The organism is Jeotgalibacillus proteolyticus (assembly GCF_050107735.1).
In the GTDB taxonomy this organism is placed as follows: Bacteria; Bacillota; Bacilli; order Bacillales; family Jeotgalibacillaceae; genus Jeotgalibacillus; species Jeotgalibacillus proteolyticus_A.
In genome coordinates this window covers 336288-355502 of record NZ_JBNILO010000003.1, presented here as the reverse complement: position 1 = coordinate 355502, position 19215 = coordinate 336288, and the positions used below count along the sequence as shown (strand labels likewise).

18 protein-coding genes are annotated in these 19215 nt (G+C 42.1%); 15 read left to right on the top strand and 3 right to left on the bottom strand.

The features are described 5' to 3' along the window. Positions 1–2 precede the first annotated feature (2 nt). The 4 genes from ACQCT8_RS07005 (at position 3) to ACQCT8_RS06990 (ending at position 4217) form a co-directional block, all read left to right on the top strand. The gene (locus tag ACQCT8_RS07005; RefSeq protein WP_426869721.1) at positions 3–536 is read left to right on the top strand and encodes a DUF84 family protein; all 534 of its coding nucleotides are present in this window, start codon (positions 3–5) and stop codon (positions 534–536) included. A 101-nt stretch (positions 537–637) separates the two neighbouring features. Then, complete coding sequence (locus tag ACQCT8_RS07000; protein ID WP_426869719.1) at positions 638–988, top strand: cupin domain-containing protein; 351 nt, start codon at positions 638–640, stop codon at positions 986–988. A gap of 99 nt (positions 989–1087) precedes the next feature. After that, positions 1088–2122 carry a zinc-binding dehydrogenase gene (locus tag ACQCT8_RS06995; RefSeq protein WP_426869717.1) on the top strand — a complete coding sequence of 345 codons (1035 nt, stop codon included), beginning with the start codon at positions 1088–1090 and terminating at the stop codon, positions 2120–2122. Between the two features lie 391 nt (positions 2123–2513). Continuing rightward, positions 2514–4217: a DUF2207 domain-containing protein gene (locus ACQCT8_RS06990; RefSeq protein WP_426869715.1), complete on the top strand. Its 1704-nt coding sequence runs from the start codon at positions 2514–2516 to the stop codon at positions 4215–4217. Positions 4218–4582: 365 nt separating this feature from the next. On the opposite strand, the gene ACQCT8_RS06985 is transcribed toward ACQCT8_RS06990, so the two are convergent. Both ACQCT8_RS06985 and ACQCT8_RS06980 read right to left on the bottom strand, forming a co-directional pair. After that, positions 4583–5221 carry an alpha/beta family hydrolase gene (locus ACQCT8_RS06985; RefSeq protein ID WP_426869713.1) on the bottom strand — a complete coding sequence of 213 codons (639 nt, stop codon included), beginning with the start codon at positions 5219–5221 and terminating at the stop codon, positions 4583–4585. Positions 5222–5286: 65 nt separating this feature from the next. Beyond that, the gene (locus ACQCT8_RS06980; RefSeq protein WP_426869711.1) at positions 5287–5733 is read right to left on the bottom strand and encodes a YtoQ family protein; all 447 of its coding nucleotides are present in this window, start codon (positions 5731–5733) and stop codon (positions 5287–5289) included. A gap of 144 nt (positions 5734–5877) precedes the next feature. Here ACQCT8_RS06980 and ACQCT8_RS06975 point away from each other — a divergent pair, with 144 nt between their 5' ends. From ACQCT8_RS06975 to ytxJ, 10 genes are all read left to right on the top strand, one after another. Then, positions 5878–6381 (top strand): hypothetical protein, encoded by a 504-nt coding sequence (locus tag ACQCT8_RS06975; protein WP_426869709.1) that lies wholly within the window; start codon positions 5878–5880, stop codon positions 6379–6381. Between the two features lie 136 nt (positions 6382–6517). Then, positions 6518–7537, top strand: coding sequence for a PTS transporter subunit IIC (locus ACQCT8_RS06970; RefSeq protein ID WP_426869708.1), 1020 nt, complete (start codon positions 6518–6520; stop codon positions 7535–7537). Next, a complete protein-coding gene (locus ACQCT8_RS06965; protein WP_426869706.1) occupies positions 7534–7851 on the top strand; it encodes a thioredoxin family protein in 318 nt (105 codons plus the stop codon). The genes ACQCT8_RS06970 and ACQCT8_RS06965 overlap by 4 nt, the downstream gene beginning before the upstream one ends. A gap of 137 nt (positions 7852–7988) precedes the next feature. Then, the gene (locus ACQCT8_RS06960; RefSeq protein ID WP_426869704.1) at positions 7989–8798 is read left to right on the top strand and encodes a DUF1444 domain-containing protein; all 810 of its coding nucleotides are present in this window, start codon (positions 7989–7991) and stop codon (positions 8796–8798) included. Positions 8799–8810: 12 nt separating this feature from the next. Next, positions 8811–9419 carry a YtpR family tRNA-binding protein gene (ytpR, locus tag ACQCT8_RS06955; RefSeq protein ID WP_426869703.1) on the top strand — a complete coding sequence of 203 codons (609 nt, stop codon included), beginning with the start codon at positions 8811–8813 and terminating at the stop codon, positions 9417–9419. 237 nt (positions 9420–9656) lie between these two features. Then, positions 9657–12191, top strand: a complete 2535-nt coding sequence (locus ACQCT8_RS06950) for a DNA translocase FtsK (RefSeq protein ID WP_426869701.1) — start codon at positions 9657–9659, stop codon at positions 12189–12191. 149 nt (positions 12192–12340) lie between these two features. Continuing rightward, positions 12341–13648, top strand: a complete 1308-nt coding sequence (murC, locus tag ACQCT8_RS06945; RefSeq protein WP_426869699.1) for a UDP-N-acetylmuramate--L-alanine ligase — start codon at positions 12341–12343, stop codon at positions 13646–13648. Between the two features lie 426 nt (positions 13649–14074). After that, complete coding sequence (locus ACQCT8_RS06940) at positions 14075–14563, top strand: DUF948 domain-containing protein (protein WP_278242165.1); 489 nt, start codon at positions 14075–14077, stop codon at positions 14561–14563. Between the two features lie 36 nt (positions 14564–14599). Beyond that, positions 14600–15100 carry a YtxH domain-containing protein gene (locus ACQCT8_RS06935; protein ID WP_426869696.1) on the top strand — a complete coding sequence of 167 codons (501 nt, stop codon included), beginning with the start codon at positions 14600–14602 and terminating at the stop codon, positions 15098–15100. Positions 15101–15169: 69 nt separating this feature from the next. Next, the gene (gene ytxJ / locus ACQCT8_RS06930; RefSeq protein WP_426869694.1) at positions 15170–15487 is read left to right on the top strand and encodes a bacillithiol system redox-active protein YtxJ; all 318 of its coding nucleotides are present in this window, start codon (positions 15170–15172) and stop codon (positions 15485–15487) included. A gap of 92 nt (positions 15488–15579) precedes the next feature. On the opposite strand, the gene pilM is transcribed toward ytxJ, so the two are convergent. Then, complete coding sequence (pilM, locus tag ACQCT8_RS06925) at positions 15580–17724, bottom strand: pilus assembly protein PilM (RefSeq protein WP_426869693.1); 2145 nt, start codon at positions 17722–17724, stop codon at positions 15580–15582. Positions 17725–18075: 351 nt separating this feature from the next. Between pilM and ACQCT8_RS06920 the strand changes: the two genes are divergently transcribed. After that, entirely contained in the window at positions 18076–19158 is a 1083-nt protein-coding gene (locus tag ACQCT8_RS06920; RefSeq protein WP_426869691.1) for a bifunctional 3-deoxy-7-phosphoheptulonate synthase/chorismate mutase, read from the top strand. The last annotated feature ends 57 nt before the right edge of the window (positions 19159–19215 follow it).

The window sequence follows — 19215 nt, the reverse complement described above, 5'->3', positions numbered from 1 at the left end:
TAATGACTGAGTCAATTGTGGTAGCAGCCGGCACGCAAAACAAAGCAAAAATTGCAGCGATTGAGAAAGCATTCCATTCTTTATCATACGAGTCTTATCGTATAGTACCCACTGAGGCTTTATCTCAAGTAAGCCAGCAGCCCTTTGGTGATGAAGAAACCATGACAGGTGCAGTTAATCGTGCCAGTAATGCTCTGCTATTAACCTCAGACGCGCGCTTAGGGATTGGCCTGGAAGGAGGCGTCGTGGAGACATCTCATGGTCTTTTCCTGTGCAACTGGGGAGCATTGAAGGATAAGGATACCGATGAGCCCATTCTGGCCGGAGGAGCGCGAATTCGCCTCCCGAATGAAGTAGCGGATCAATTACGGCTTGGTGGAGAACTTGGGCCTGTTATGGACCGCTTCAGCCAAAGAAAAGAAATTCGCCAGCAGGAGGGTGCGGTCGGTATTTTTACAGCAGGCCGCATGACGCGTGCTGATATGTTTTCACATATCGTAACTCTCCTTTTGGGACAATGGGAAATGAATAAGTAAAAATATAACCAGTTTTAACAGGAAAGCCTTCAAAACAAGATACACAGTTATGAAGGCTTTCCTTTTTTTGCGGGGAATCGGATGTCTAAGGAGGAATGGCATTGGAAATCTTTACTTTTAAAAAAGAAGACGGCAAACGTATTGAAGCTTTTGATTCCAATTTTGTGATGTCCCGTATTACCCAAACCTTCAGCCCCTCCATGATCGGGTGCATGTACCTTGAAGAAAACGGAGTGATCGGCTATCATCAGGCCGTAATGCCTCAGCTGCTTTTGATTGTAAAGGGAGAAGGGGAAGTCCGGAGCAATAACGGGGAGTATTTTCATGTGAAAACTGGAGATGCTGTATTTTGGGGAAAAGACGAATGGCATGAAACAAGGTCGGAGGAAGGCTTGATGGCCGTTGTGATCGAAAGTGAAGAATTGACCCCATGGGACTATATCAAAAAATAGAGCTCTGTCTTTTCCTAGGGTGTGAAAAGAGTCGTTGATCAATTTTTTGCAAAGATGAAGTAAGATTTGGATTATTTTTAGAGATAGGGGACATGATGGATGAAAGCTGTTCAAGTGACTGGATATGGCGATGTGGATAAATTACAGGTAGTAGACATACCTGTGCCTGAACCGAAAAGCAATGAAGTTCTGGTGAAAGTAAAAGCGTGTGCGATAAACAACACTGAAATCTGGATGAGAGAAGGCGCCTATGGAGCCGGGTCAAAATCAGGCTGGAAACCGGAAGGCGTAGAATTCCCCCGCACACCAGGCTCTGATATTACGGGGGTAGTAGTGAAGGTTGGGGATCAAGTGGACCCACTAATGATGGACAAGGACGTTGTTTTGTTTCCTTTCACCTCCAGTGGAGAAGAGGGATCGGAGCATATATCAGAAGATATGTCATTTATTGGTTCTGAATACGATGGAGGCTACGCTGAATACGTGGCCTGGCCTGCTGAACTTTGTTATGACATGCCACTTTCCAGCTATTCAGATAGCGCCGTATTTTCAGTCAGCGGTTTAACAGCCTGGCATATGGTAAACCAAATTCATCTTAAGCCGGGAGAAACGGTTATGGTCACAGGGTCTAATGGCGGCGTCGGATCTTTAAATGTACAAATAGCCGCGAAAGTATTTGGAGCTAAGGTAATCGCAATTGTTGGAGACATGGATGCGGAAGAAAAATTAAAGGAATTAGGAGCCGCACATGTTTTATCTTATAAATCAGCTCATCTTTCAAAGGAAATTCTAGAAGTAAACGGAGGGCCGATAGATGCTGTTCTGGATGTTGTAGGCGATGCATTATTCTCTGTTTCTCTTGAGGTCCTTAAGAAAGGAGGAAAGTTCTGTATATCTGGATCTGCCGGCGGACAGAAAACCAGCCTCGATTTTAGAACGGTCTATTTAAAGCATATTACTATGTACGGATCCGTCCTTGGAACGCGGGCCGAATTTAAAGAGATGCTTACTGCCATTTCTGCAGGCAAGATCAAGCCTGTCATCGACCGGACTTTTACTCTGGAAGAAGCAAAAGAAGCGCAAGTCTATTTTAAGAATAAAGGTAAATTAGGAAAGATATTGTTGATCCCTTAATACGGTAATCGCTCATGAGATTACTTTGGATAAGTGAGGGTCATTTAAACCAAAAAAGAATAGTTCAACTGATCGAAAGAGTTTGGGGCATGATGTCTCAGGCTCTTTGATCGCTTCAGGAGAATGCTTTGAGCAGTACGGGAGCTCAGGGCTTCTCACTGCCTTTCACCCCTCAGAGCCTCAAGCACCCGTTATCTCCTGCAATAAGCCGCCATATACTCCTGCCTCATAACAACGATAAATGCTGCCTATAAATTCTTCTTTTTATGTCCAAATCGTTTATAAGGATGATTTTACTTCCTGCTTTTTAATAAACTTGACTGAATAGAAGTGGATGAAACTTAATTAATCTCTATTCCGTAAAAGAAATAAGAGAGGAAGGGTGACGACTATGAAATTCAGTAAATGGATTCCAGTTTTGATCGCCGCTTTGTTTTTTATTTTTCCACATAAAGGTCATGCGGTCGACTATTCAATTTCACAGTTCAATATTGTAGCAGAAGTTCAGGAATCCGGCGAAGTGAATGTTTCAGAAACACATACGTATGAATTTGATAGTGAATTTAATGGGATAACCCGGCATTTAGTCCCTAAGGACGGTTCGGCTATTGAGAACGTAAAAGCAACTGAAAATGGGGAAGAGCTGGAATTGTCTGTTGAAAACGACCTTTATCGTATTTATCGTGCAGGAGAAGATGAAACCATCGAAGTGACCATTACCTATACCATCAAAGATGCTATTCAATCTAATGGAGATCTTGCTGAATTCTACTGGGCTTTTTTTGGTGATGTAAATGAGTCTGACTATGGAAATGTATCTATCACACTAATCCCGCCTTCGCCAACAAGTGATGTGACGGCTTTTGGTTATGATCGTGCTTTTGACAAGGAAAGCATACAGGACAATGGAACCGTTCGTTTTGAATATGGAAAAGTGCCTGCCCAAACAAAGGGGGACATAAGAGCTGCCTGGGATGGTGATTTGTTCAGTTCTTCCATCGTGAATACAGATGAAGATCTTCGCGCTGAATTAGCAGCAGCAAAAAAATCTCTTGAACAGGAGGCTGCTGCCTATAATGAACGTCGTGAACTGATCGCTGTGATTGGAATCTCGGTGCTTGCCATTTATGGGTTGTATCTTCTCTATTTAATAATAACGGGGGTTCGCAGGTCAAAGTCTGTTCAGAAAGAAGCACGCAGCCATGAGCCTTCAGGAAAGGGTATACCTGCAGAGATCATGTCTTTGCCTGCATTGATTTGGTACATGAATGGGCATCTTCCTAATGAATCGATTGGTGCTTCTTTATTAAATTTAGTCCGAAAAGGGAACGTCATTCAGCTTACAGAAAGTGAATTTAAGATTGCACATCGAAGAAATTTAAAGGAACAGGAAGAGATTTTGCTCGATTGGCTCTTTACTGAAATTGGTAGCGGAGATACATTTTCTTTAAAGGAGCTCGAACAGTACACCTCTATAAAGGAAAACCATACTCAGTACCAGCAATCAGAAGCACACTGGAAAGAAGCTGTGCACAGGGAAATGAAGGACCATCAGCTTTATGAGGATAAAACGAATCATCGGCTGGCTGCAGGGTTTTCATCTCTGATTCTTTTGCCTCTGATAATTCTTTTTCCGTTACACGATTTAATGCCTGAACTGTTTGCTGCGGTGATGCTGATGATGGCTGCTGTTGTCTATGCTATTGCTTACTCACCTAGAACGGTAAAAGGTGTTTTAATAAGAAATGAGTGGATAGAGGCGAAGCGAAGCTATTTTAACACTCCGGTTCACGAATGGGAGAATTGGAATGAAGATGAAAAGATGAGAATGTATCTATATGGTCTCGGTTCGAATGATAAAGATATCATGGATAAAAATGATAAACTAATCACTGCCTTCAAACCGTTGCCTGCCGCCGCTGCCTCAGCTTATTCAGTGGATATCTCAACGATAGCCATCCTTTCTGCAGTTACAGGCCCCAGCTTTCACTCTGCTAATGAGTCTGCTTCCATCCAGAGTTCCTCTAACGCCTCGTCAACAGGAGCTGGCGGCGGGGGAGTTGGTGGAGGCGGCGGCGGATCCGGTGCTTTTTAACACAAGCAAAAAAGAGGTCTGGAATAACGAAAAATATAAAAGTAGGCAGTGTATAAGAGTTGTATGGGTTAACTAAAGCGACATCTCGCTGAAGCGAAGTGAACCGGTAAAAGAGGTTGCCGCAAAATTCAAAAAGTTTAAAAATGAGGATGTATTTATTAGTAGTAGTAGGTGAGCCGAGTGGAAGGTGGGGACTCCTGCAGGACATGACGGCAAGCTGAGACTTCGCAGTGCACGGCCCAAGAAGGCTCAGCGCAGTCCCTGCGAAAGCGTCCGCCTGAAGTGAAGTAAACCGGTAAAAAAAAGCTTGAGACACTTTTGTCCCAAGCTCTTATTTTTGTAGTAAGCACTCAAACCCAACAGGTTCAAAAAGAGTTGATTTGGTCCATTAGGTCGCTGAGTATTTTAATGGAGCCCTGCGTATCTTTTTTTAATTCGAGTGAATGGTCTGCTTCAGGAATACAGAATAATGAAAGAGAAGGATTGTGCTTCAATCGATTAAATCTCTCTTCCTGATAATACGGATCCTTACTGCCAATAAAACATAAACCATCCGCATTGTGTTTCAGCATGGCTTGATAAACGTCTTCTTTGTGAAGCAATGGCGTCATCCACACTGCTTTTGCCTCGCTGAATGTTTCCATTTTTAATAAAGAACTGACGGCTATAGTCCCAAGAGATTTTCCCATTAAATAATAATCTTTATACGATTCGTTATCGAGCAGGATGTTAATAACGGTATGCACATCAAAATTAAGAGCTGTAATTAATTCAGATTGCTCAAAATGATCGTAGTCGGGTGTTGAATAGCGGTAGTTGATTTGAAGGACATCGAACCCTCGATCAATATAAACTCCCGTTGAATAATGAAGAAGCGGAGCCTGCGCTGTGTAAACAAGACCTGGAAGGACGATCAGCAGTCCTTTTGGCTGCTCCTGCTTAAATAACGTATATGGAACCACTAACCCTTTATACCCCTGAGTTTCATGCCGCATTATTTCCATACACAATGGTTCCCCTTTCAACTGACAGTAGAATAAAAACATTTGATCTTCCTGCCATTTTTATTTTAATTTTCTTCAAATATGTAGGAAATTGCCTTAAGTGCCTGACCAGGTGTTTCAACTGTTACACTTGCTTTGCGTGAAAGCTCCTTTAATGCATGGTGAAGTTTCTCTGGGCGGATTAAAATCAAAGGCTTATGCATCGTAATGGCAGCACTTGCATCCATCGCGGTATTCCATTGCTTGTATTGCTCGCCAAATAATGCAATAACGAGGTCTGACTTTTGCAAAAGGACCTCAGTACGCAGGTTATTCATTGCTGAAGCCGCATCATCCTTGAAAATGGGAGCCGGCTGTTCCCCTAAAATTTCTTCCCCAATTTGATCAGACCGTTCATGATTTTCCATTGGACCCACAAAATTCAGCTGCCAGGGCAGTTCTTTGGCCATTGATTTCAGCTGCTCACGCCAGTTGCTGTGAATTTCTCCTGCTAAGTAAATGGTTAATTCCATAAGACCACTCCTTTCATTTCTTTCAAAAAGTATATCATAATCAGAATCTTGCTAAAAATTGTCTGCTTTCTTCTATTGTCAAGTGACAGTGCGAACGGGTATCATGGTAAACGAAGCGTTTTAATTCTGCAGGAGGTACCATTCGTGAAAAAATTATTTATAATTGCAGGCTTATCTGCTGTATTGGGTGCGTGCAGCCCATCCATCGAAGAAGAAAAAGAGAAAACGGTAGACGAGGTAAAAGAAATTTTCGAGGATCAGCCTAAAAAAACAAATGAAGAAATAGATGAGCTGTCTTTTAGGCTTCCATTTAATACATCAATAGAAGAAGAGGACCACCATAATCTTGTATTAGAAAAAGGGAATGAGACATTCGTTCTGTTTCATCACCTTAATCGTGAAGCAGGTAATGAAAGTGTCTATCAAATGACAACGGCTTCTGAAGAGTCCTGGCTTGTAAATGAAACATTTACAGAAGGTGGACGTTTTGGGTATGTTCTTGTCAGACAGACGGAAGAAGAAAACTATGAACTTGTGACTGGTGCAGACCATGTAAAACTGACTACTATCTCATCATTAAGCGATTTATCAGACAATGCCAAATGGATGATGGAAACAGTACGTTCTGCAGAATGGAAGGTTGAATAGGTTTCTCTCAAATATGTAACCGGATAGAGGCTGAGACTTTTTTATTTGTCTCAGCCTCTATTTTTCTATATAAATCTTTACATTTTTGACAAGTGTCTTTACACTAGTGATGTTAATAGAATGGGGGATTTGGAGTATGAAGTGGCTTCAGAAAAAGGGTATACGTTTGTCTTTTAAAACCTATTTAATTGATGGACTAAGCTATATGGCATTAGGACTTTTTGGATCACTTATTATCGGCCTTATTATTAAAACTGCAGGTGAACAGCTGAGTCTCCCATTTTTGGTAGAAATGGGTGCCTTAGCGATGACCATAACAGGACCTGCCATTGGTGTAGCGGTGGCGTATGGTTTGAAAGCTCCTCCTCTGGTCCTGTTTGCCGCTGCTGTAACCGGTGCTGCCGGGTATTCCCTCGGTGGACCTGCCGGCGCGTACGTTGCTTCACTTCTTTCTACAGAGATCGGCAAGCTTGCAAGCCAGTCCACCAAGATCGATATTATTGTCACTCCATTTGTGACCATCGCAGCAGGTTACTCTGTCGCTGCTTATATTGGGCCTGTGATAGCGGAGTTTATGACGTCGTTTGGCGGGTGGATCGTATGGGCGACTGATCAGCGTCCTATCATCATGGGCATGCTTGTAGCCATGCTCATGGGACTTGCTCTGACGGCTCCTATTTCCAGTCTCGCAATTGCTTTAATGCTGGATTTGAGCGGGGTAGCTGCCGGCGCTGCGACCATTGGATGCAGTGCGCAAATGGTTGGTTTTGCTGTTGCAAGCTACCGGGAAAATAAATTCAGCGGACTGATTGCCCAGGGAATGGGAACTTCTATGCTCCAGGTTCCGAATATCCTGCGAAATCCGCTTATTCTTCTTCCTCCAACCATCGCCGGGATGCTGCTAGCTCCTATAGGTACAACGATTTGGGTAATGGAAAACAATGCTCCTGGAGCGGGGATGGGTACAAGTGGTTTTGTTGGACAGATTATGACGTTTCAAACTATGGGATTCACTGCTGAAGTCATGATTCAGGTTATCGTGTTGCATTTTATTGGACCAATGGCCATTGCCCTGTTACTATCTCATTATATGAGAAAGCTGGGTCTTATAAGAGACGGGCAAATGAAGATTCATACAGGAGGCAGTGAAAAATGAAAAAACTTGAATCTGTTGAGCAATTTCAGGAATTTAAAAATAGCGGCAAGCATGTGTTTATGTTTTCTGCTGACTGGTGTCCGGACTGCAGGGTAATTGATCCCATCCTTCCGGAAATAGAAGAGAAATTTTCGGATCATACATTTGTTTATGTGGACAGAGATGAATTTATTGACCTTTGTATTGAACAAAATGTTTTTGGCATACCGAGCTTTGTTGCCTTCGATAACGGCAATGAAACAGGCCGGTTTGTCAGTAAAGATCGGAAAACAAAGGAACAAATCGAGAAGTTCTTAACAGATCTGCCAGCGTAACCGGCAAAATGACATAAAATTTAACATGAAATGCTGACCTGCCCCAAAGGAAGGATTTCTCCTTTAGGGTCAGGTCATTTTCATGTACAATAGAGTGTAGGATGAAAAAGCACTCTCCTAAGTCAGGAGGAAACAAGATGAGTAAAAAAATGGATTCCATTAAAATGAAACGGCTGCTTGAAGAACGGCTTAAGCGGGTAGATCGAACGATAAGCTATAATCGTGAAAAAGACGAAATCCGGATTGAAAACAATGATACTCAAAAAGGGATTGACGTTTCCATACCAAGTGTGATTGGGAAATGGAATGAAAAAAAAGAGGCAGCGATTGATGAAGTTGTTTATTATGTGGAAGAAGCGCTTAATGTAATGGGAAAAGAAACGAAAGTAGAGTCAGCTCAGAAGCAGGTTCTGCCTGTTATTCGTTCCACTTCTTTTCCGGTGGAAGCTTCTGAAGGCATGCCTTTTATATTTGACGAGCACACAGCTGAAACACGGATCTACTATGCTGTTGATCTTGGCACTACGTACCGTTTAATCGACAAAGGTTTTATGGATAAGCAAGGCTGGACACAAAAGCAGATAAAAGAAATGGCCCTCTTTAATGTACGATCTCTGCCAACTGAGGTAAAAAAAGATGAAGTAGCCGGCAATGTATTTTATTTTATGAATACAAATGATGGCTATGATGCCAGCAGGATCTTAAATGAATCCTTTTTAAAAGAAATGTCTGCTAAAATGGAAGGTGAGATGACAGTCGCCGTTCCGCATCAGGATGTTCTGATTATCGGAGATATGAGAAATGAAACCGGGTATGATGTCCTTGCTCAAATGGCGATGTCCTTTTTTGCGGGAGGGCATGTTCCGATTACCGCGCTTTCCTTTATATATGACAACGGAGAGCTTGAGCCAGTATTTATCATGGGAAAAAATAAAAGAAGAGAATAAGGAGAAACAGACATGAATGTTTTTTACAACCGTAATGGCATTGGAGATGTATTACTGATTACATTAGCATCGGTCCCTGCAGATGCAAGATCATTTGAACGGAAAAATGATGCAGCGAAGATTATCAACACTGAAACAGGTGAAACAGCAGGGTACAATCTTTTTAATGCTTCTGCCTACTTTCAGACCGAAGAAATTGGACCTGTTGAGATGAATGCAGAAAAACTCGCTCTGCTGAATGAAGCGCTGCGTAAAAATGGCTTCCCTGAAGAGCTTACTGCTGATTTTTCACCCAAATTTGTTGTAGGCTATATTGAATCGAAAGAAAAGCACCCCAATGCAGATAAGCTGAATATCTGCCAGGTTCAAGTCGGTGAAGAGAAGCTGCAAATTGTTTGTGGTGCTCCTAATGTGGACAAGGGTCAAAAAGTAGTGGTAGCGAAAGTCGGCGCAGTGATGCCTGGTGGTATGGTGATTAAAGATGCCGAATTAAGAGGTGTTCCTTCAAGCGGCATGATTTGTTCTGCGAAGGAGCTGAATTTAAAAGATGCTCCACAGGAAAAGGGGATTTTAGTCCTTGAAGATTCATATGAAGCAGGAGAGCCATTTCCTCTCTCTTAATGCTTCAACAATTCTGCCCTGTTTGTTTTCCTATAAGGCTAGGAAGATCAGCAGGGTCTTTTTTGCGGACTGTATTGGCTTTTAAGGACGGTGACAATAGAATCCGGACTATTTAAATACGTCTTCACCCCTTATTCTGTCATAATGTGCACCGTTTTACCCAATTCATGGTTTTGACTCCAATTTAAGAAAAAAACTGATAAAATGTAAAGGAACTTAAAGAAATGAGTGATCGTAATGAGTTGGATTAAAAAAGTTCTGTCCTACCTTCAGCAGGAAGAAAAAGAGGATCAGGTTAGACGGTCTTTACCTCTGTCGAAGAAAAAATCTTCTGCTGCAAAGAAAGTTAACCAGATGGATACCAAAATGGTTTATCAGTATCCGAAGGGAGCATTTCGCTTTCCTATTATACCGGATGAAAAAACAGAACGTCCCCCGAGAGAACAGGGAACTAAGAAGACTGGCAACAATTATGATGCTGAAAGAAAAGCGTCTGAGCGGGTATATGACGAAAAAATTAAAGTGAAAAAAGAAGGTTCAAAAAAGCCTTTTACACCAACAGAAGTTCCGTCACCGATCTATGGTTTTCAAAAAAGGCCGGTTAAACCGGAGATAGAGGAAATCGAATACGAACTTCCAGTAACGGAAAGAAAAATAAATCCGTTTAAAACGGCTGTTTTTACAAATGAAGAGGCGTCTGTTTATAAGCAGCAGACTGAAACGCAAGAACCCGAGCAAAAAGAAGAAGCAGCGGCTGAAGAAAAAACGATGCTGTCTTTCGAACAAGAAACCAGTAATGAGCAGTTGTATTCCGAAAATCCTTTTGAAATCAGGGGAGGAACTTCCTTCACAGGGATTGACAGAGAAAGAACTGAGGAAGAGACTGTCCAATCAGCAGCGAATGAAGAACCATTGGTTGAGACTGTAAGCATTGAGCAGCCTGATACAGAGCCTAAGGTAATGGATGAAAAACCAGCACCTCTCCATCTTGTACCAGATTCAACCACAGATGACGAGGAGGACAGCGATGCAGAGATTGAAAAAGAAAAACCCGCTGTCAGTTCGGATAAAGATGAGCCGCTTAATCGGGAATTGCCAGTTTCTGAACCAGTGAAAAGTGAACAAACGGCTCCAGTTAAAAAAGAAAAAAAAGGCGGCAGCCTGCCTTTTAATGTTTTAATGCTCAAACAAGACAGAAGAAACGCCCGCGACAGAGAGCAAAAAAAAACGGTAAATAATCAGCGGGAGCAGGTCCCATCGCAGGGCACCCCTCATTTAAAGGAACCGCATGAGGAAGACACAGTCATTCCAAATGCTTCACTTGAAACTCCGCAGGAAGAGCTGTCTTATTTTGCTTTTCCTTCAATGGATCTTTTAATGCCGCCGATTCACGCTGAAGTGGATCAGGACTGGCTTGATGAGCAAACTGCCGTGCTTGACGATACATTGTTTTCTTTTAACGTAAATGCAAAAGTAAAACATGTAACACAGGGGCCATCGGTTACAAGGTTTGAAATTTTCCCCGAAAAGGGTGTGAAGGTCAGTAAGATAACAGGCCTTACAGACGACATTAAGCTCAGCCTTGCTGCACGGGATATCAGAATGGAAGCTCCAATACCTGGCAAGATGGCGGTAGGGATTGAAATCCCGAATCCATCAAGCCGCCCGGTTGCCTTGAAGGAAATCCTTGACCACCCTGCCTTCAAAGAGTCGTCTGCTGCACTTCCGATTGCTCTTGGTCTGGATATTGAAGGCCAGCCAGTTGTAACCGATATTGGGAAAATGCCGCATGGACTGATTGCCGGAGCTACCGGTTCAGGAAAGAGTGTATGTATAAATTCAATCTTAATCAGTTTGCTTTATCATTCATCACCGGATGATCTAAAGCTTTTGTTAATTGATCCTAAAATGGTCGAGCTTGCACCATACAATCACATCCCGCATCTTGTCAGTCCCGTTATTACTGACGTAAAGGCTGCAACAGCAGCTTTAAAATGGGCTGTAGAAGAAATGGAAAGAAGATATCAGCTTTTTGCCCATGCGGGAGTCAGAGACATCAGCAAGTATAATCAAAAAGCAAAAGAAGCACGCCAATTCAATCAGAAACTTCCTTACCTGGTTATAGTTATTGATGAACTGGCAGATTTGATGATGATGTCTCCTGCTGACGTGGAAGAAGCCATTTGCCGTATTGCCCAAAAAGCACGCGCATGCGGAATTCATTTGCTGATTGCAACGCAGCGACCATCCGTTGATGTGATAACCGGTTTAATTAAAGCAAATGTGCCAACACGAGTTGCTTTTTCAGTCAGTTCCCAGGTGGATTCCAGAACAATTATTGATACCTCAGGAGCAGACAGGCTTCTTGGAAGAGGCGATATGCTCTTTTTAGGCAATGGAGCCTCGAAGCCGGTGCGTCTTCAAGGTACTTTTGTGTCTGACGATGAGATAGATGCCGTAGTTTCTCATGTCAGAAAGGAACGGGAAGTCAATTACCTTTTCCATCAGGAAGAGCTCTTGGCAAAAGTGGAAATACAGGAAGAGGAAGATGAACTCCTTATTGACGCCTGTGAACTTGTCGTTTCTCACGGAGGGGCATCGACCTCGCTGCTGCAGCGACAGTTCAGAATCGGGTACAATCGGGCTGCCCGTTTAATCGATATGATGGAAAAGCAGGGCTGGATTTCTGAAGCAAAGGGAAGCAAGCCAAGAGATGTGCTAATGACGAATGAAGATCTGGAATCACTGCAAAATACAGGAACAAGTCAATAGTCTATACCATTCTGATTTTCAGCACATAGTTTATTGAAAGAGACAAACGTGCTATAATAAAAAAATATGCGTTTTCAACTAATCTGATTAACACCATCCTTTGCCTCACATATACTGCAACAAGGCAGAGGATCGTTGGAGGTTTAAATATGACAAGTTATCATTTTGTAGGAATAAAAGGATCTGGAATGAGTCCTCTGGCTCAAATATTGCATGACATGAATCATCATGTTCAGGGTTCCGATATAGACAAACATTTTTTTACACAAGTTCCCCTTGAAGAACGTGACATTCAAATTTTGCCGTTTAGCCGTGAAAATATCCGCCCGGGCATGACAGTCATTGCAGGAAATGCTTATCCGGATGAGCATGAGGAGATAGAAGAAGCCCGCAGCCAGGGATTAGAAGTAATCCGTTATCATAAATTTCTCGGTGATTTTATGAAGCGGTATATTTCGATTGGCGTCTCAGGCGCACATGGCAAAACATCGACAACCGGCCTGCTCGCCCATGTTATGCAAGGTGGGGACAGAACCTCGTTCTTAATCGGAGACGGTACTGGAAAAGGAATGGAAGACAGCAAATACTTTGTTTTTGAAGCGTGTGAGTACAGAAGGCATTTTCTTTCCTATTCACCTGATTATATGATTATGACCAATATAGATTTTGACCATCCTGATTATTTTGCTGATGTAGATGATGTTTTTTCAGCGTTTCAGGAAATGGCTATGCAGGTGAATAAAGGGATTATTGCGTGCGGTGATGATGAACAGCTGCAGAAAATGCAGGCGAATGTGCCTGTCTTATTTTATGGATTTGATGAAGATAATGACTTTCAAGCAAGAAATATTGTTACAACGCCTGAAGGAACCACTTTTGATGTACAGGTCCGAAATGAATTTTACGCAACGTTCACCATTCCAATGTTTGGAAATCATACGATCCTGAATGCATTATCAGTTATTGCTCTTTGCCATTACGAAGGCTTCGATACAGAAGTTGTTCAGGCTCAGCTTAAGACATTCAGCGGGGTTAAAAGGCGTTTTACTGAGAAAAAGGTTCAAAACCAGATCCTGATTGATGATTATGCCCATCACCCGACTGAAATTAAAGCAACACTCGACTCTGCTTCAAAAAAATACCCGGGCCGTGAAATTGTGGCCATTTTTCAGCCGCATACCTTTACCAGGACACAAACGTTCCTGAATGATTTTGCTGATTGTCTGAATAAAGCCGATCAGGTTTATCTGTGTGATATTTTTGGGTCAGCAAGAGAAAATCATGGCAAGCTTACAATCCATGATCTTAAGGAAAAAATTGATGGAGCTGTTCTTTTAAGTGCTGAAGACCCTTCTCTACTTTCCAAGCATAAAGACGCTGTGCTCATTTTTATGGGAGCAGGAGACATTCAGAAATTCCAGCAATCCTATGAGGACTGGATTTTAGCCAAAAGCTGATCGTAAAAAGAGGCTGGTATAAAACTCTACAGAATCTAAAGAATGAAGAAGTATATACCTATACTAAATAGGAGAGCGGAGCGGAAGAGGCGACTCCAGCAGGATGTCACGGCAAGCTGAGACTCTACAGGGAATTGCCCCGGAAAGGTTCAGCGGTGTCCCTGCGAAAAGCGTCCTCCTGAAGCGCAGCGAACCAGTCAAAGAGCTTGAGACACTTGTGTCCCAAGCTCTTTTTTTGTTCTTACATCCATCATGATTTAAATCTTTTCGTAATCAGCCAACCGGTTGCATCTTTTGTTCAATGAAAAATTTTTAAATGAGAAGGAATTAAGCTGGTGTAAATAGAAAATATAAGGAATAGCAAGTTTAGTGTATAAATTGCAAGGGTATATCCACTATATGAAATAGGAAGGAGATGAATCATTCATGGAAATCATACTTTACATTAGTGCAGCGATCGCTGCTGTAGGTTTTTTAGTACTTTGCATCAGCCTTGCCACTACACTTACTGCTATGAAAAAAACGCTGGATAATCTCGCAGGTACAGTAGGGGCTCTTCAAAATCAGCTTGACGGCATTACGAAAGAGACGACAGATTTATTACATAAAACGAATGGTCTTGCTGAAGATATTCAGGACAAGTCGTTAAAATTAAATACTGTTGTGGACGCGGTTAAAGGTGTCGGAACGAATGTTCAGCAGCTGAATAACTCAATTGGTAAAATCACGCATTCAATCAGCCGTTCGGTTGAAAATAATGAAGAAAAAATTGCTCAGGTTGTACAGTGGAGCAATGTGGCAATGGAAATTCGAGACAAATGGAAGGCACGCAGCGCAAAGCCTGCCAACTTCTCAACAGATTACCCGGAACCACAGCGTGCACTTCCGCCCGCTGACGAACAGAGATCCTATTAATTTACATTTCCAGTAAGATAAACAGGAGGTAATCTAATGGCTCAATACGATAAACATTCAAACTATGATACGGTTTCAACGAAGGAAAGCAGCTCTAAAGAATTTATCCTTGGAGCAGTAATCGGAGGAGCGATTGGTGCAGCAACTGCTCTGTTTCTTGCTCCAAAGTCGGGTACCGAGCTTCGTCAGGACTTGAATAACCAGGCAGGTCTGCTTAAAGAGAGATCTTATGAATGGAAGGATCAGGCTGTTACTAAGGGAAATGAGTTAGCGTCTACAGCAAAAGAAAAATCAGCAGGCATTACACAGACTGTTCAAAACCAGTCCAACTCCTTAGTTGAAAAAGTGAAATCAATGAAAGAGAAAAATTCGTCTTCAGATCAGGAAGAAACTGCTGATTCAGGAGAGGAAGGTTCAGCAGATCTTCCGAGGAATGAAAGTACGGTATCTTCTATTCCAACCGTAACTCCTGTCGATCCGGCAACTCCAAAAACAGATCCTGCTCCTTTGAGTGAGGATACGAAATTAAATAAGTAATTCACAGAAAAACGGTGAAGCTTTACTTCATCGTTTTTTCTTGGAAATGATCACAAAGGAGTGTTTAATTTGAATAAAATTGATTCAATTGATGAATTTAACGAGCTACTCTCAACTAAGCAGTCATTTTTTCTTTTAAAGCACAGTCTGACATGCCCTATAAGCGCTTCTGCTTATGAAGAGTACAAAAAATTTGATGCCCATAAACAAGCAGACACATACTATCTGGCTGTACAGGAATCAAAAGAGCTCTCAGCATATATTGCGGATCAATTTGGTGTAAAGCATGAGTCGCCGCAGGCACTGTACTTCAAAGATAAAAAACCTGTATGGAGCGCTTCCCACTTTAAGATTAAAGAAAAAGCACTTAAAGATCAGCTGCAGTAGAGGCACATCAAGATTTATCATAGTATCCCTAGCTGTTGAAAAAGCCGCCTTTCCAAATGGAATGGCGGCTTTTGTTGCTGTATACAGCTTATTTAACTAACGTAAAGCTCCAGAACATCACCTGTTTTAATCGGCTCATCAAGAGAAGCATGCACGCCGTTTTTTTGAATAACAACTTTACCGGTAGTACCAGTTGGAGGCTGCCAGTCTGAATGACGAAATACATCCTGAAAAACAAATTCTCTTGAGCTGCTTTTATGGATGATTAATTCTTCGTCATAAATTAAAGAGTCTTCGTCCTTTAACGGCTCATTATTTCGAAAAATGATAGCAGATGGTTGATTCAGAACAATCAGATCTCCATTAAAAGATACTTCTATTTTATGATGGGGAGGAAGAGCTAATTCTGTGAGAAGGAGAGCTGCTGTTGGCTTTGAATGTCCTTTTACTTCAATCACATCATTCTGTTTTACTTCCCCCGATAAAAATTCAGGCCGTAATGGAAGATGATTAACCTTAACTTTTGCATCCCATTGAGGGAAAAAGGTGCGCTTGCCATCTAATATAAGACGAAATGATTTACTCTCATTTTTCTGGATGTCTATACCTGCCTGCCTGATTACTTCGAGATAAGACAGATTCTTATTAAATTTCACTGAATCTCTGTCCTCCAACTCATAATCCGGGGACTGTACTACACCATTCACTCTTATTTCTTTTTTCACCACATAGGAGCTCGTGTTTATCTCAACCTTTATATCAAGTGACTCTTCTTCTAGAATATCGCGAATTCTGGTTGTGAATGGCTGACCCTGTTCTCCTTGTTGAATGATAATGTCATCTCCCGGTCGAATGGGATCGTTGATTTGAGCAGGCAGGCCATTGAGCAAAATTACAGGCGGCTGACCTTCACCCCCGGGTATAGTGAGCTTTTGACTATTCAGCATAATCAATTTTGCTGGCGAAGGTTTGCCTTGCATCGTTGAAATCTTAATTCCGCCAGCAAGAAGGGCATCTGAAATTAAAAGCTGTTTTACTTCAAACAGCCGTACTTCATGTGCATTTAAGGTGACTGAAACGTAATTTATTGGTGATTTCTTAGCGGCAATTGCGATTCCAACGGGGGTGATAAATTCAGGACCCTCCGTGATAGAATCTTTAAAAGTTAATCCTTGCACCGCTTCAATCCCTCTTATAGCTACTCTCGATGAGAGCAGATTCAATTGTTGAGAAAGAATCTCCGGCAGCAGCGGGGTTAGACTTCCACCGCCAACGAGCATGACTGCTTTTGGGGAGTTCTGATTATTTAAGCGCATTATTTCCTCGGAAATGGCCGCAGCCAATTTTTCTGCAGAAGGGCGGAGAGCCTCTATCATGTCATCTTGAGACACTTCGCTTTCAAAGCCCAGAATATCTGAAATGACGAGTGTGTTTGACGTTTGGATCTTTCTCTTCGTTTCTTCTGCAAGCGGAAAATCCAATATAAAATGTTCACTGAGGGATTCAGTTATTTCATCACCGGCAATGGGCACCATGCCATAGGCGACTACTGTTCCGTCATTTGTAATGGCGATATCCGAAGTTCCTGCTCCGATATCAACAAGCGCTATATTCAGCTTTCTCATAGAATCCGGAATCAGCACGTTAATCGCTGCGATAGGTTCTAATGTAAGTGCACCCATAGAAAGACCGGCTCTCTTTAACGAAGCAATCAAAGATTCAACCACTATTCGCGGCAGAAAGGTAGCAATAATTGCTACAGATGCGGTATCGCCTTTTTGATCCTCCAGGGAGCCAATGTTTTGTCCGTCTACCATATAATGCAGTACCGAATACCCAACGCAGTGGTAATGATGGCTATTTTCATCTTCGGCTGCTTTCTCCTGGGCTAATTGAACAGCTTGGAGCTCCATATGTAAAATATCCTGCTGCGAAAGATTCTGATTTTTTGAAAGGGGCAAGTCAAAACGTGCCTGACTTGTAATCAATGCCCGTCCTGCGGCAGCAACCGATACCGACGTCAAAGGACCATAATACTGCTCAAACTCCTCTTTAATTTCAACAATCAATTCAGCAACGGCAGGAACGTGATGAATCTGGCCATCGAGCATTGCCCGGCTCTTATGATCTTTCTGTATGATTTTTTCTACAGTGTAATGGTCTTCCTGATAAGATAAAATAAGACCTACAATTGAACGGGTTCCGATATCCAGGGCAAAAATTCTTTCAGTATTCAATAAGAACTGCACATCCTTTACTGTATTACTTTAACGCTTAAAAGCGTTTAATAAATAAAGTTTTTCGTGACATTCTAAGAAGGTTGGATTATAATAAGGAACAATTGATTAGTTGCTTTCAACATTCTCTTTTATAAAAATAGCAAGTCCTTTGAAAAGAGGGCTGTGCTATCCAAAATGTACCACACTTTGGGCAGAGGGAAAAGATGAAATCAATCAATTAAATTACTTGAAAAAAGGTCTGTTAACAGGTTTCACTCTCTGACAGCTGGATAGACAGTCCGTTTATTCGCCAGCCAGAGGAAGTCAACGCCCACGTTAACTGAGACTCAAAAGAAAGGAATGTTTAATATGAGCAATGTGGAATTGGATCAGCTTAGAAAAAAAGTAGATGAGATGAACCTTCAGCTACTGGACGTTATCAATCAGCGTGCAGAGTTGGTACAAGAGATCGGACGAGTAAAAGAAAAGCAGGGTGTTAACCGTTTTGAGCCAGTACGAGAACGCGCCATGCTGGACCTTTTAAATGAAAACAACAAAGGACCATTTCTCAATTCCACGATTGAGCATATTTTCAAAGAGATATTCAAGGCTGGTCTTGAGCTTCAAAAAGACGATCATCGCAAGGCGCTCCTTGTATCGAGAAAGAAAAAATCGGATGATACAGTGGTAGAGCTTAAGGGTGAACAAGTTGGTAATGGCAAGCCGCAATTTATATTCGGCCCATGTGCTGTGGAATCCTATGAACAGGTTGCTGCGGTTGCCAAGCAGGTGCAGAGCAAAGGACTTAAATTGCTTCGCGGCGGAGCATACAAACCAAGAACCTCTCCTTATGATTTTCAGGGCCTTGGCCTTGAAGGATTGCAGATTCTTAAGCGTGTTGCAGATGAATATGATCTGGCGGTAATCAGTGAAATTGTAAATCCGGCTCATATTGAAGAAGCTGTAGATTATATTGATGTAATTCAAATAGGTGCGCGGAATATGCAAAACTTTGAATTGCTTAAAGCAGCAGGCGCAGCAAAGAAACCAGTCCTGTTGAAACGCGGTCTTGCTGCAACAATTGATGAATTCATTAATGCTGCTGAATATATCATGGCTCAGGGAAATGATCAGATCATATTGTGTGAGCGGGGAATACGCACTTATGAAAAAGCAACAAGAAATACACTGGATATATCAGCAGTGCCAATCCTGAAACAAGAAACACATCTGCCAGTTATGGTGGATGTAACCCATTCAACCGGCAGAAGAGACTTGCTTCTTCCTACAGCAAAAGCAGCTCTTGCTATCGGCGCAGATGGCGTAATGGCAGAGGTACATCCTGATCCGGCAGTTGCTTTATCTGATTCTGCTCAGCAAATGAACTTCGAGCAATTTGATCATTTCTGGGGTGCAGTTCAAGAGTTTTTAGGTGTTCATGCGAAATCCTAGTTGAGAAGAACTCTTCCTGTCTGATGCAATTGCATCGGATGGGAAGAGTTTTTTGTT

Coding starts and splice junctions, on each gene's coding strand:
- ACQCT8_RS06935 (WP_426869696.1), top strand. CDS start 14,600: ATGGCTCAATACGATAAACATTCAAACTATGATACGGTTTCAACGAAG.
- ACQCT8_RS06960 (WP_426869704.1), top strand. CDS start 7,989: ATGAGTAAAAAAATGGATTCCATTAAAATGAAACGGCTGCTTGAAGAA.
- ACQCT8_RS06980 (WP_426869711.1), bottom strand. CDS start 5,733: ATGGAATTAACCATTTACTTAGCAGGAGAAATTCACAGCAACTGGCGT.
- murC (WP_426869699.1), top strand. CDS start 12,341: ATGACAAGTTATCATTTTGTAGGAATAAAAGGATCTGGAATGAGTCCT.
- ACQCT8_RS07005 (WP_426869721.1), top strand. CDS start 3: ATGACTGAGTCAATTGTGGTAGCAGCCGGCACGCAAAACAAAGCAAAA.
- ACQCT8_RS06950 (WP_426869701.1), top strand. CDS start 9,657: ATGAGTTGGATTAAAAAAGTTCTGTCCTACCTTCAGCAGGAAGAAAAA.
- ytpR (WP_426869703.1), top strand. CDS start 8,811: ATGAATGTTTTTTACAACCGTAATGGCATTGGAGATGTATTACTGATT.
- ACQCT8_RS06985 (WP_426869713.1), bottom strand. CDS start 5,221: ATGGAAATAATGCGGCATGAAACTCAGGGGTATAAAGGGTTAGTGGTT.
- ACQCT8_RS06940 (WP_278242165.1), top strand. CDS start 14,075: ATGGAAATCATACTTTACATTAGTGCAGCGATCGCTGCTGTAGGTTTT.
- ACQCT8_RS06920 (WP_426869691.1), top strand. CDS start 18,076: ATGAGCAATGTGGAATTGGATCAGCTTAGAAAAAAAGTAGATGAGATG.
- ACQCT8_RS06965 (WP_426869706.1), top strand. CDS start 7,534: ATGAAAAAACTTGAATCTGTTGAGCAATTTCAGGAATTTAAAAATAGC.
- ACQCT8_RS06995 (WP_426869717.1), top strand. CDS start 1,088: ATGAAAGCTGTTCAAGTGACTGGATATGGCGATGTGGATAAATTACAG.
- ACQCT8_RS06970 (WP_426869708.1), top strand. CDS start 6,518: ATGAAGTGGCTTCAGAAAAAGGGTATACGTTTGTCTTTTAAAACCTAT.
- ACQCT8_RS06990 (WP_426869715.1), top strand. CDS start 2,514: ATGAAATTCAGTAAATGGATTCCAGTTTTGATCGCCGCTTTGTTTTTT.